This is a genomic window from Microcystis sp. M53603_WE2 (genome assembly GCF_030065435.1).
This window is the reverse complement of the sequence record NZ_JASJFF010001287.1, coordinates 1-11,722: the sequence shown is the minus strand read 5'-3', so window position 1 is coordinate 11,722 and position 11,722 is coordinate 1. Positions and strand designations below refer to the sequence as shown.

The following is an 11,722-nucleotide window of genomic DNA, read 5'->3' as shown; positions in this document are numbered from 1 at the left end:
TTTAGAAAATGCCAAATTATTTAGCCGCTATGCACTAACCGATTATTTTGTCAAGGTGTATAATTACCTACAAATCGTCGAACAAAGACTATTTTCTTCCGGGTTACACACCCTAGGAACTGCTCCCAATCAGGAAGAATTAAAAGGTTATCTTGATGCTTATTTTACCGATTTATCTGAGCGAGAATTTCAGCAAATTATCGCTGACGAAGCAACCAATGAAAAGGTTAAAGAAGGCATTACTATTAAAAATTTATTAGGACAAAATAGCGAAGAGTTAACTAATCTTTTGCGGGGATTAAATGGGGAATATGTACCACCGGCACCGGGGGGTGATTTACTCCGGGATGGTGCGGGAGTTTTGCCCACAGGACGCAATATACACGCTTTGGATCCCTACCGGATGCCTTCCCCCGCAGCCTACACTCGCGGACGAGAAATCGCCAAAAAACTGCTACAACAAAACTTAACCGAAAAAGGAAAATATCCCGAAACTGTAGCAGTTTTACTCTGGGGATTAGATGTGATTAAAACTAAGGGTGAATCCCTGGGTATTCTCTTAGAATTAGTTGGTGCGGAACCAGTGAAAGAGGGGACAGGAAGAATTGTCAGGTATGAATTAAAACCTCTAGGGGAAATTGGACACCCGCGCATCGATATTCTGGCTAATTTATCGGGAATTTTTCGCGATACTTTTATCAATATTATCGAGTTATTGGATGATTTAATGCAGCGGGCAGCTGAGATAGAAGAATCGGAAAATGATAATTATATCCGTAAGCACTATTTAACCTTAAAAAGTCAAGGAATTGACAATGCCAGCGCTCGTTTGTTTTCCAATCCTGCTGGGGATTTTGGCTCTTTAGTTAATGACCAAGTAGTGGAGGGAAATTGGGACAATGACAACGAATTAGCGAAAACTTGGGAAAAGCGTAATGTTTTTAGTTATGGTCGTCAAGATAAGGGACAAGCGCGACCAGAAGTGCTACAACAGTTATTAAAAACCAGTGAAAGTATTATCCAAGAAATTGACTCGGTAGAATACGGTTTAACCGATATTCAGGAATACTACGGCAATACAGGAGGATTAAAATTAGCCGCAGAAAAACAAAGCGGTAAACGGGTGATGACGAGTTTTGTCGAGAGTTTTTCCAATGATACAACTCCCCGCAAATTAGAGGAGGTTTTGCGCTTAGAATACCGCAGTAAATTACTCAATCCTAAATGGGCCAATGCCATGGTTAATCAAGGTTCCGGTGGGGCCTACGAAATCTCCCAAAGAATGACCGCTTTAATTGGTTGGGGCGGTACGGCTAATTTTAGTGACGATTGGGTGTATGATCAGGCAGCCGATACCTACGCTTTTGATGCAGAAATGGCGGAAAAATTGCGTCAAGCTAATCCCGAAGCTTTCCGTAATATTGTCGGTAGAATGTTAGAAGCACAGGGTCGCGGTTTTTGGCAAGCAGACCCCGACAAATTAGAGAAATTACAGGAATTATATCAATTGACCGATGAAAAATTAGAAGGGGTTACTTAGGGTTTGCTGAATAAATCTAAAAACCTTCTTGGATAATATCTTTAGGCTTTTTTGGAATCAACAAGTGCCAGCGATTGGAGTCAGGTACTTTTTCCCCGAAAATTAGGTAATTGACTCCCTGAAAATTGGTACAACCCCACACCCTACACCCCACACCCCACACCCCACACCCCACACCCTGACACCAGGAAAAACTTTTTGCCGCAAACCCTACTTAGAGTTTTCATCGCAACAGGGAATCCTGATGATAATCTGATTTCCCTCCTGTTTTACTCAGCAGACGGATATTTTCAATCAGGATTGATTTTTCTAACGCTTTAGCCATATCGTATAAAGTCAAGGCTGCCACAGATACCGCCGTTAAAGCTTCCATTTCTACCCCAGTTTCCGATTTTGTCACCACTTCTGCCCGAATTTCGTAGCCGGGTAACTCTGCTTTCGGGATAATCTGAACATTGATTTTTTGCAGGGGTAAGGGATGGCAAAGGGGAATTAAGGAGGAAGTTTGTTTGGCCGCCATAATTCCTGCTAGTCTGGCCGTCCCTAAAACGTCACCTTTAGGCGCATTTCCCTGTTCTATGGCTTCAAAAGTCGTTTTTAGCATTCTCACTTGTCCTAGGGCGATAGCAGTGCGTTTAGTGGGCATTTTCTCCGATACATCCACCATCTGGGCCTCGCCTTGGCTGTCGAGATGAGATAATTTTTCTTTACCCTCTTGCGTCATTGAATGAACCTGTGCTATAGTAGTTTACTGTTGAGAAAAACAAGGGCTTGTAGCTTAGTGGATTAGAGCGTGTGGCTACGGACCACAAGGTCGGGAGTTCGAGTCTCTCCAAGCCCGTTACATACAATGGCATATACTACAGGAATTAGGGACATATAGTTCCTAATTCCTTTGGTTTTTTGCCCCATCTTCCCACTTTCCTATACTTTTTAAACAGGATTTAGTATCATCAGCCAGTTTTGCCGAGGTATTTTTTACCCTCAAACAGTGAAAGAAACTAAACTTTTAGGATTGTATAATACTAAATCTGGTTATTAAAAACTGATTATTTATTCCCCCTTTTGCCTTTTGCCTCTTGCCTTTTGCCTGTCCTTATAAGTAACCTATGCTCAACGGATTTAGTATAATATGAATTCTCCTGCACCTGTGCCGACACCCTTTCAAGTTGCTTTAGAGCGTTACCAGAATGCTCTAAATTATTTAGATACTTCTCATAATAAATCTCTGAAAAAAGCACAGGCTTTAGAAATTATTGCCGCCAGAGATGCTCTTAATAAACAAATGGAAGCTGAGGCGGAAATTTCGGTTGATATGTCGTCAAAATTAATCGAACAAGATAATAGATTAAAACAGAAAAGCTACAAAATTACTCAAGTTCTTGACTTAGCTGAATATCGGGAGACTTTACCTATGTCTGCTCAGGCTTGGTGGTGGCATTTAGAAAGTAGGGAATCTTTGCATCCTTGCAATCGCTTTGATTGGCTATTGAGAATCGGTAAACTGGTTTTATTAGGGGTTAATTTTACATTAATCGGAACGATTGCTACTCGGTTTCTTAGTGGTGGTTCAGGTTTGCTAGAAATAGGAGGTGTTATTTTTTCGACTTTCATTTCTTTATTACAAACTGAAAATGCTCTCACACGGACGCGCCAGAAGGGTTTTGTTAAGTTAATGAAATTGCTTGGGATTGCTGAACATTGGTATGAAGAAATACAGTTTTCTGTAACAGTAATAGTCTTTGCTATTCTCTTGGGAATTTATCTAAATTTCTCTTGGTTTTCTGAGCTTTATAAGCAAGAAGGCAACCGTTTACAATCTCCTCCGCCAGCAAGTCAAGAATTTCCTAATTTAGCTTCAGCCGAAGAGAAGTATTTAAAAGCGATTGAGTTAGATCCAGATAATCTAGATGCTCATTATAAGTTAGCAACACTTTATGAAGAGTTACAGGATTTGACTAATGGGAAGAAACACTATTTAATTGCGGCAAAAGGTGGTTTTATAGATGCTTATAATAATCTCGCTTATTGGTATCTGCGAGATAATAAGAATGCAGAAGCGGTAGAGTTACTGGAAAAAGCCAAGAGATTATTAGCAGAAAAAGATGAAAAACTAGACCAATTTACTGAAGAGGAGAAACGCAATTTAGCATTACAAAAATATAGTATTTATAAAAATCTAGGCTGGGCCAGATTTAAGCAAAATCGCAGTGAAGATGCAGTTCCTAATCTTTTAGTTGCTATTGGTATCGCTGAAAATCCAGCTTATCAGAAATTTATCCGCAATCCCGGTGCTGCTTTTTGTATTTATGCTCAACTTTTAGAAAAAGAAGACAAGAAATTATCTCAGGAAAATTGGCGTAAATGTCTTAAATTAGCCGAAGGGAGGGAAATTAATACGGAGGAGGAGCAATGGTTATATGAAGCGAGGAAAAAATTAAAGTGAAGTAAAGTTTAGTGACTATTCTCTGAGTAATGCGCTAAATCCTTCTTGCTGAAAATGCTTATCAAAGGTTAATATTTGAGAGATTTCCAGTTGTCTCATAATCTGCATGGAAGCACAATCAGTTAAACTGTATCCTTTATCTAATCGTCTTTGGTAAAAATCAAAAGCTTGCTGAAATTGTTCACTGGTTTGGGGAATGATTATGGTTTTGCTGTCATTGCGTAAATCATGAGTTAGACGAATAGCTGATTTACGCAAAAATTCCCCTCTACTGCATAAAGCATTGAGTAATTCTGTCAGAACCATTTCACTGGTAACACCTCTAAAGTTACCCAGTCTTGCTACCATACTTATAGCAAGTCTATGAGCATTATCTCCTCTATCAGCTAACGCTTTTAAATAGAAGGTATCTAAGAAAATTTTTCTCATTCTTCCTCATCTTCTCTCGGTGCGCCGTACATATAATGTTCCGCGTTACGCGCAAAGTCTCTGGGAAAGTGTTTTCGCCATTCTGATTGGGGAACAACGTTACCAATCTCAACAATTCTTTGCCAAAAAGGTTTTTTGCGAAATTCTGGGTCATTTTCTAGTGCATCCCATTTAGCATCGAGTTCTTCCATTGATAACTCAGGCTCTTCGGATGTGTTAGAGGTTGAATGATTGTTTAAGTTAGTCATGATTAAAGGTTCCTTTTAGATTAAAGAGAATAAGTTAATGATAACCTAAATTATCTGGTCAGGTAAATGTTTTGCGAAAATTTGTTTCATTCTTCCTCATCTTCTCTCGGTGCGCCGTACATATAGTGTTCAAAATTACGCGCAAAGTCTGTAGGTAAGTGTTTTCGCCATTCTGATTGGGGAACAAGTGCGCCAATTTCTATAATTTGTTGCCAGATAGGTTTTGCTAAAAATTCTGGGTCATTTTCTAGTGCATCCCATTTAGCATCGAGTTCTTCCATTGATAACTCAGGCTCTTCGGATGTGTTAGAGGTTGAATGATTGTTTAAGTTAGTCATGATTAAAGGTTCCTTAGTGATAATAGGTTACTTTTATTATAGCATTTTCAAGTTGGATTGAGGTACGGAGATTATCGAGGGTAATTAACCACAGAGACACAAAGAACACAGAGATTATTCACCGATGTTATAATTTATAATGATGATGGCAAGAGAGCCGAATGTTTAACTGAAAGCTTGACATTATTTTATGTACAGACTATATTATAGTTATGGAATAGAATATTATATTTGATCCAGATTTTAGGTTCTGGTTTTATCAACAAGAACAGGGACTTCAAAATGAAGTATTTGCTGTTTTAACTGTATTGATGAAACTTAGACCAGCACTGGGGAGACCACGAGTTGATACCATTGAAGGATCTTCTTTTAAGAATATGAAAGAGCTTCGTATTCAGTATAAAGGTGAACCTTGGCGTGTTTTATTTGCCTTTGATCCTCATCGACAAGCAATTTTACTTGTTGGGGGGAACAAGTCAGGTAACAAAAGATGGTACAAAGAAAATATTCCTATAGCAGATCAACGTTATCAAAAATATCTGGAAAAACTTAAGGAAGAAAAGTCATGAAAGAATATACCAACTTCTCGGAAGAATTTAATAAACTTTGTGGAGAACGACAAGCAATTATTAAAGCAAGAGCTTCCCAAATTTATCTGGAGGAACTTACGCTTAAGTATTTGCAGGAAAAACTAGGTTTATCTTTATCAGAATTGGCAAAGTATCTTGAAGTACAGCAATCAATAGTACCTAAACTTAAACAAGAGCAAAATCTAGAGCTAAATAGGGCTTGCTGAATAAATCTAAAAACCTTGTTGGATAAGACTTTTGGACTTTTTTCCCCTCAAAAAGTGCCAGCCATTGCGGGGATCGGGGGGAAAATTCCTGGACTTTTTCCCTGAAAATTAGGTAATTGGCCACCTCAAAACTGGTAAAACCCCACACCCCACACCCCACACCCCACACCCCACACCCTGCCACCACCGAAAAACTTTTTCAGCAGACCCTAAATACACTGCGCGAAGTAGTTAACGCCTTAGGTGGAACTGTCGAAATTATTGTCAAAATTCCCAACAAAGAACCTATAATTATTGGTGACTATTCAGAAACGAAGTGTAATTAACCACAGAGACACAGAGGACAGGGAGATTATTTGCCAATGTTATAATTTGTACTCAATAATAAATGTGTTCGCTTTTGGAACACAATATTTAAGATGGAATTAACGGGAAGACTCCATGAAAGCTATAAAGCAAAAATCTTAAATTGGTAAAAGTCTAATCCGAAAAATACGATCTGTCACTGACACAATTGCTCCCGTCTTTAATGCTTTTGTACAATCTCGTAAAACTATAGTTAAACGCTGATTAATTAGATTGTAGTTTTCATTGCCTAAACGGAATAGGATGACACTTGGTAAATTATCACCACTAATAGCGAGAAGTTGAGAAAAATCTAGATCGACAGTTAAAATTATCCGCTTTTCTCTTTTTGCTTTGGCAAGAATTTACTGATCAGATAAAGTTTGTAAGCCTTCATCTCGAAGATGAACGACATCATAACCTTGTTCTCTTAACCATGAGACTGTACGCAGAGAAATCCCCATATCGGCTAGAAACTCTATCTCCATTGCTCGATTAATTCAAAATAATGAACTTGTTCTCTGGCTAACCAAGAAGCATATAATAAACATTGGTGAATATCTTCTCTTTCTAGGTCAGGGTATTCCTCTAATATTTCCTCTATCGGCTTTTCGTTAGCAAGTAGATTAAGAATTAAAGAAACAGGAATACGCATTCCTCGAATACAGGCTTGACCTGCCATAATTTTGGAGTTAAAAGTAATTCGGTCTAATTGTTTTAAGGTCATATAGTTTCCAGAAATATGAAGATGATACCTGTGGTAATTTTATTATAGCTAATTCTATAGTTGCGAGTGGAAGTGGGAAATTACTCCTTCAGTGAGGGTGCAAAGCTTGTCTCCAACCCCGTAGGGAAGATTAGGGAATGGTGAGGTTTTAAGTTGTAGTAGTATAGTATAACAAGTTAGACGAGAAAACGGGTTTTTTGAAAAAACCCGTTTTCTGAAATCAATAGGTTGAAAAAAACCGGTTTCTGAAATCTTAAAACTGAGAGCCATGATTTTACCTAATCCAGACATATCATCCACACCGCTCGATGTATTTATTTCTTACTCTCACCGGGATGAGAAACTGCGGGAAACTTTGGGACTTCACCTCGCGTCATTACAAAGACAGGGAGTGATTAAATCATGGCACGATCGCAAAATTAGTGCTGGAACAGAGTGGAGACAAGCCATTGATGAAAATCTCAATTCAGCCGAGATTATTCTGTTGTTGATTAGTGAAAACTTTATCGCTTCTGACTACTGTTATGATCTTGAAATGGAACGGGCGATCGCACGGCATGATGCGGGGGAGGCGCGGGTGATTCCGATTATTTTGAAGCCGGTGGATTGGAGTGGTGCGCCTTTTGGTAAGTTGCAAGCTTTGCCAAAAAATGCCAAGCCTGTGACGACTTGGAGTAATCGGGGTGAGGCGTTTTTAAATATTGCTGAGGGGATTCGGCAGGCGGCAATGGAAATGGCGACAGTGTTAACTGACAAACAGCCCACTGTCTTGCCAGAGCCGCAACAATCCGCAAAAGCCACTGAGATGCCAACGCAATCGGAACCCCTCAAGCCAACAGTTACTCCAGACAAGATACAACAGGAAATTAGCTTGGAATCTCCAGAAGGACAAGTTAGCATTGACTCTCGCTTTTATATTACTTCCCCTTACGAAGAACGGTGCTATGAGGAAATTCAAAGGCCTGGCTCCCTGATTCGGATTAAATCGCCCCACAATATGGGCAAATCGTCCCTGATGGCGAAGGTACTTGCCCAAGCATCTCAACTAGGCTATCGTGCGGTAACGATCGATCTGGAACAGACCAATCAAAAGTTCTTTGACGATCTCGACAAGTTCATGCAGTGGTTTTGTGCGTCGGTGGGTAAACCACTAGGAGTAAGGGTCAAGATTGAAGAGTATTGGGATGATATTTTTGGAGCGAACGATAACAGTACGGATTATTTTGAGAAGTATTTATTAGAGGGGAACGATCGCCCGTTAGTGTTGGCGATCGATAACTTTGATCGCATCTTTAAATACGCAGATATCGAGACGGATTTATGCGGATTATTGCGCGGCTGGCATGAAAGTTCCAAGATTAAAAAACTGTGGCAGAAATTGCGGCTGATCATCGTCCATTCTCAAGAGTCCTATGCCCAACGGGATATCAATCAATCGCCTTTTAATGTGGGGTTGCCCATCGAATTGGGAGAGTTTACGCCTGAACAGGTACAGGAGTTGGTAGCACGGCACGGATTAACTTGGACAGAGGGGGAACTCGAACAATTTATGGGGTTAATTGGAGGGCATCCCTACATGGTGCGCTCGGCACTCTATCACATTGCAGCGGGGGATCTTTCTTTGGCGGAATTTTTGCGGACGGCTCCCACAGAAGCGGGAATTTACAGCGATTATCTGCGGGGACATTTGAAGACTTTGGAAGATTATCCTGAACTGGGGGCAGCCATGAAATTGGTTATTACTTCTGAAGCGCCGGTACGTTTGCGGTCTGAGGAGTCGTTTAAACTGGACAGTATGGGATTAGTGGTGCGGGTTGATAATAATGTGAAACCTCGCTGCGATCTTTATCGTCAGTATTTTTGCGATCGCTTGGGAGGAAATTAAATAAAAACACTTTATTGTAAACTAGATTTGGCGATTAGAGATGTGATTTATAATTCATTTTTTGAAGAGCCAATCGGACAAATTTTAATCGAAGATGAAAATCTCAAGTTTATTGTTTTTGATGCTGAAAAGGAGGTCATTTCGCAATGGAAAAATTAGATCAGTATCGTCATATTATTAAATCGGTTTTGATTCCTTATACTGAAATCCCTTATTCTCACGGCGAATTGATTTGTAAGCCGATTTTTGATGAAGTTCGAGATAGCTATCTTTTGATGACGCTCGGATGGGATCGCAAAACTCGCGTGCATGGCTGTTTAATTCATTTGGATATTATCAACGAGAAAATCTGGGTACAACGAGATGAAACCGAAGACGGAGTAACCCATGAGCTAGTGGCGGCGGGTGTTCCCCGGCAGGATATTGTCCTCGCTTTTCATCCGGCGGATGTACGCGGTTACACGGGCTACGCGATCGCCTAACCTCTTAGAAAACGGGTTTCTTAAAGAAATCCGTTTTCTGGGACATATTTTTAGCAATTTGGTATCAGATGACAAACCCAACTTCCTCGACTCCTTTTAGCTATCAAGTAGGCGGGAGCTTACCTGCCGAATATCGTGGGTATGTAGAGCGACAGGCCGATCGCGAATTGTACGATCGCCTGAAATCAGGAGAATATTGTTTTGTCTTTAACTCGCGGCAGATGGGCAAGTCTAGTTTGCGGGTGCGGGTGATGCAGAAGTTAGCGGCAGAGGGGGTGGCTTGTGCGGTCATTGACCCGCAAACCCGGGGAACCAGTTTGAGCGAGGATCAGTGGTATGCCGGAACCATAAAACGCTTGATCGATGATTTGCATTTACAAGAGAAAATCGATTTTTCGAGTTGGTGGAAGGATCTGGCGGCTCAGTCGATTTCGGCGGTCGAACGCTTTACTTATTTTATCGATCGCGTATTGCTGGCAGAACTCTCGCAAGATGTCGTCATTTTTGTCGAAGAAATTGATAACCTGCTCAGTCTCAAGTTTGATACCGATGGTTTTTTCATTCTGATTCGCTCTTTCTTTGAGCGGCGGGCGGAAGATCTGCGTTATCGGCGGCTGACTTTTGCGTTTTTAGGGGTGGCAACACCTTCCGATCTGATTGTCAGTAAGCGTAGTTCGGCGTTTAATATCGGTCGGGCGGTGGAGATGAGTGGCTTTCAACTCCAGGAAGCTCAACCTTTGATGCAGGGTTTGGTGGGCAAGGTGGACGATCCGCAGGCGGTGCTGCAAGCGGTGTTGTATTGGACGGGGGGACAGCCGTTTTTGACGCAGCGGGTCTTGAATTTGGTAGTGCAGGAGGCAGATTTGCGCCTATCGCCCCCAGATTTGGTGGCGCAGGTGGTGACGAGCCAGCTTATCGATAATTGGGAGGCGCAGGACGTGCCGCCGCATTTGAAAACGATTCGAGACAGGATTTTACGCAGTGACGAACGGCTACGGGGGCGACTGCTAGGGATTTATCAGCAAGTTTTGGATGCTGAACCCCCCCCTCTCTCATCCAGAAAGGAAGGGGGGATCATTGCCGATGAGAGCTACGAGCAACTGCAACTGCGGCTGACGGGTTTGGTGGTGAAGCGAGAGGGCAGGTTGAAAGTCTATAACCCCATCTACGCGCAGGTGTTTAATGGGCAGTGGGTGGCTCGCGCTTTGGCGGATTTGCGTCCGGGGTTTTATGGGGAGGCGTTTAAGGCTTGGCAGGAGGCACAAGAAGAGCAGAAAGAGTCGTTTTTGTTGCGGGGACAGGCGTTGCGGGAGGCGGAGACTTGGGCAAAAGGAAAGCGCTTGAGTAAAGAAGATGAACGCTTTTTAGATGATAGCCAGGATGTCGAAAAACGGGATATGGAAAGGCGATTGGCGGCGGAAACGGAAGCGAATCAGATTTTGACTGCGGCGAGGGAACAGGCGGAAACAGAATTAGAAACAGCGAACCAAGCATTATTAGAAACAAGGGAGGAATCCGACAAAATCATCAAAAAAGCTAATCGACGGAATAAGCTTAGTTTGTTGGGGGCATTGGGAGCTATTGCCATTGCTGCTATTGCCGTTCCTATTTCGATAAAGGCAACGAATAATTTCAGGGTTGCCCAAACCAATATCACAAAACTGAACGGCGACAAACTGAGATTATTAGCAGACCAAAGGAAGTTACAGCAAGACAAAATTATTTTAGATAGCAATTTGCGCCAGACGAGGGGAAAGGAAAAATTAGCCCAGAAAAATCTCTCAGTAGCGCGAGGAAAGCTAAAGGATGCCGATCGCAAGTTCCAGCAGGCACAAAACCAAGCGCGATCGGCCCAGCAGCAATACCTACAAGCACAGGAACGGGTACTGGTAGCCTCGGCGCAGTTGGCTCAAGTCAACCGAGATAGGGCAGCCACAGAACGGGATAAGGTGGCAGCAGAGCAGCAGTTCCGACTTGCTGCAGCCCAGCAGCAAAAGGCAGAAAGGGCGGCGCGACAGGCAGAGATAGCACAGGAAACGATCCTTGCGGTCAATCGGTTAGAGCGATCGGGTGAGGTTGCCTCAAATAACTTTCAATTTGGACAGATCCCAGCATTGGTAGAGGCGATCCAAGTTGGAGAAGCGGCGAAGGCATTGGCACAGAAAAAGGGACGGGCGGGGTTTGCGGCAAATCCCCTTTACGCGCTGCAAACGATGCTAGATACCGTAGAAAATCGTGCAGGGCAACCTTGGCAGCACCAAACCCTCTTGGCTCATCAAGACAGTGTCAGGACAGCCGCCTTTAGCCCAGACGGCAAGCGCATCGTCACCGCCTCAGAAGACAAGACAGCGAGGGTGTGGGATGCCGAGACGGGAAGAGAAATCGCCTCCCTCAACGGCCATCAAGGCTATGTCTGGACAGCCGCCTTTAGCCCAGACGGCAAGCGCATCGTCACCGCCTCAGAAGACAAGACAGCGAGGGTGTGG

At 42.5% G+C, this 11,722-nt stretch carries 14 protein-coding genes, 1 tRNA gene and 2 pseudogenes; 10 read left to right on the top strand and 7 right to left on the bottom strand.

Going from position 1 to position 11,722, the window contains the following annotated elements; genetic code table 11:
• Positions 1 to 1,540, top strand: a 1,540-nt coding sequence (locus PX481_RS26905) for a cobaltochelatase subunit CobN (protein ID WP_288096991.1), incomplete at its 5' end; no start/stop codon positions are given.
• Positions 1,541 to 1,763: 223 nt separating this feature from the next.
• Here the strand turns inward: PX481_RS26905 and moaC are convergent.
• On the bottom strand, positions 1,764 to 2,264 hold the full coding sequence (moaC, locus tag PX481_RS26900) for a cyclic pyranopterin monophosphate synthase MoaC (RefSeq protein WP_002774359.1): 501 nt from the start codon (positions 2,262 to 2,264) through the stop codon (positions 1,764 to 1,766).
• Between the two features lie 43 nt (positions 2,265 to 2,307).
• Between moaC and PX481_RS26895 the strand changes: the two genes are divergently transcribed.
• Together PX481_RS26895 and PX481_RS26890 are read left to right on the top strand one after the other, a co-directional pair.
• Positions 2,308 to 2,381, top strand: a tRNA-Arg gene (locus PX481_RS26895).
• Between the two features lie 291 nt (positions 2,382 to 2,672).
• Complete coding sequence (locus PX481_RS26890) at positions 2,673 to 3,986, top strand: tetratricopeptide repeat protein (RefSeq protein ID WP_288027378.1); 1,314 nt, start codon at positions 2,673 to 2,675, stop codon at positions 3,984 to 3,986.
• Positions 3,987 to 4,001: 15 nt separating this feature from the next.
• Here the strand turns inward: PX481_RS26890 and PX481_RS26885 are convergent, their stop codons facing one another.
• From PX481_RS26885 to PX481_RS26875, 3 genes are all read right to left on the bottom strand, one after another.
• Entirely contained in the window at positions 4,002 to 4,415 is a 414-nt protein-coding gene (locus PX481_RS26885) for a type II toxin-antitoxin system VapC family toxin (RefSeq protein WP_130757600.1), read from the bottom strand.
• Positions 4,412 to 4,663 carry a hypothetical protein gene (locus PX481_RS26880; RefSeq protein WP_002774365.1) on the bottom strand — a complete coding sequence of 84 codons (252 nt, stop codon included), beginning with the start codon at positions 4,661 to 4,663 and terminating at the stop codon, positions 4,412 to 4,414. Before PX481_RS26880 ends, PX481_RS26885 begins: the two co-directional genes overlap by 4 nt.
• A gap of 86 nt (positions 4,664 to 4,749) precedes the next feature.
• Positions 4,750 to 5,001 (bottom strand): hypothetical protein, encoded by a 252-nt coding sequence (locus PX481_RS26875; protein WP_002797268.1) that lies wholly within the window; start codon positions 4,999 to 5,001, stop codon positions 4,750 to 4,752.
• A gap of 224 nt (positions 5,002 to 5,225) precedes the next feature.
• Between PX481_RS26875 and PX481_RS26870 the strand changes: the two genes are divergently transcribed.
• Together PX481_RS26870 and PX481_RS26865 are read left to right on the top strand one after the other, a co-directional pair.
• The gene (locus PX481_RS26870) at positions 5,226 to 5,570 is read left to right on the top strand and encodes a type II toxin-antitoxin system RelE/ParE family toxin (RefSeq protein WP_353852239.1); all 345 of its coding nucleotides are present in this window, start codon (positions 5,226 to 5,228) and stop codon (positions 5,568 to 5,570) included.
• Positions 5,567 to 5,785 (top strand): annotated as a pseudogene (locus PX481_RS26865) (helix-turn-helix domain-containing protein); the annotation flags it as partial. The gene PX481_RS26870 and the pseudogene PX481_RS26865, both read left to right, overlap by 4 nt.
• Here PX481_RS26865 and PX481_RS29940 read toward each other — a convergent pair.
• Positions 5,757 to 5,966: a hypothetical protein gene (locus PX481_RS29940; RefSeq protein WP_353852238.1), complete on the bottom strand. Its 210-nt coding sequence runs from the start codon at positions 5,964 to 5,966 to the stop codon at positions 5,757 to 5,759. The pseudogene PX481_RS26865 and the gene PX481_RS29940 sit on opposite strands and share 29 nt — an antisense overlap.
• Here PX481_RS29940 and PX481_RS30265 point away from each other — a divergent pair.
• Complete coding sequence (locus tag PX481_RS30265; RefSeq protein ID WP_139374386.1) at positions 5,914 to 6,123, top strand: helix-turn-helix domain-containing protein; 210 nt, start codon at positions 5,914 to 5,916, stop codon at positions 6,121 to 6,123. The two genes, PX481_RS29940 and PX481_RS30265, sit on opposite strands and share 53 nt — an antisense overlap.
• A gap of 138 nt (positions 6,124 to 6,261) precedes the next feature.
• On the opposite strand, the pseudogene PX481_RS26855 reads toward PX481_RS30265, so the two are convergent.
• Together PX481_RS26855 and PX481_RS26850 are read right to left on the bottom strand one after the other, a co-directional pair.
• Positions 6,262 to 6,630: pseudogene (locus PX481_RS26855) on the bottom strand (DUF5615 family PIN-like protein).
• Positions 6,621 to 6,869, bottom strand: coding sequence for a DUF433 domain-containing protein (locus PX481_RS26850; RefSeq protein WP_002774376.1), 249 nt, complete (start codon positions 6,867 to 6,869; stop codon positions 6,621 to 6,623). The pseudogene PX481_RS26855 and the gene PX481_RS26850 overlap by 10 nt, the downstream one beginning before the upstream one ends.
• Positions 6,870 to 7,137: 268 nt before the next feature.
• Here PX481_RS26850 and PX481_RS26845 point away from each other — a divergent pair, with 268 nt between their 5' ends.
• The 4 genes from PX481_RS26845 to PX481_RS26830 form a co-directional block, all read left to right on the top strand.
• Entirely contained in the window at positions 7,138 to 8,754 is a 1,617-nt protein-coding gene (locus PX481_RS26845) for an AAA-like domain-containing protein (RefSeq protein WP_149978441.1), read from the top strand.
• A 27-nt stretch (positions 8,755 to 8,781) separates the two neighbouring features.
• Entirely contained in the window at positions 8,782 to 8,913 is a 132-nt protein-coding gene (locus PX481_RS26840) for an element excision factor XisH family protein (RefSeq protein WP_002761389.1), read from the top strand.
• A complete protein-coding gene (locus PX481_RS26835; protein ID WP_012268273.1) occupies positions 8,901 to 9,236 on the top strand; it encodes a XisI protein in 336 nt (111 codons plus the stop codon). Before PX481_RS26840 ends, PX481_RS26835 begins: the two co-directional genes overlap by 13 nt.
• 68 nt (positions 9,237 to 9,304) lie before the next feature.
• Positions 9,305 to 11,722: AAA-like domain-containing protein (locus tag PX481_RS26830; RefSeq protein WP_288096984.1), on the top strand; the 2,418-nt coding region annotated here is incomplete at its 3' end.

Excerpts from the sequence above, each read along its gene's own strand:
- moaC (WP_002774359.1), bottom strand. The coding sequence starts at position 2,264 with ATGACGCAAGAGGGTAAAGAAAAATTATCTCATCTCGACAGCCAAGGC.
- PX481_RS26890 (WP_288027378.1), top strand. The coding sequence starts at position 2,673 with ATGAATTCTCCTGCACCTGTGCCGACACCCTTTCAAGTTGCTTTAGAG.
- PX481_RS26885 (WP_130757600.1), bottom strand. The coding sequence starts at position 4,415 with ATGAGAAAAATTTTCTTAGATACCTTCTATTTAAAAGCGTTAGCTGAT.
- PX481_RS26880 (WP_002774365.1), bottom strand. The coding sequence starts at position 4,663 with ATGACTAACTTAAACAATCATTCAACCTCTAACACATCCGAAGAGCCT.
- PX481_RS26875 (WP_002797268.1), bottom strand. The coding sequence starts at position 5,001 with ATGACTAACTTAAACAATCATTCAACCTCTAACACATCCGAAGAGCCT.
- PX481_RS26850 (WP_002774376.1), bottom strand. The coding sequence starts at position 6,869 with ATGACCTTAAAACAATTAGACCGAATTACTTTTAACTCCAAAATTATG.
- PX481_RS26845 (WP_149978441.1), top strand. The coding sequence starts at position 7,138 with ATGATTTTACCTAATCCAGACATATCATCCACACCGCTCGATGTATTT.
- PX481_RS26835 (WP_012268273.1), top strand. The coding sequence starts at position 8,901 with ATGGAAAAATTAGATCAGTATCGTCATATTATTAAATCGGTTTTGATT.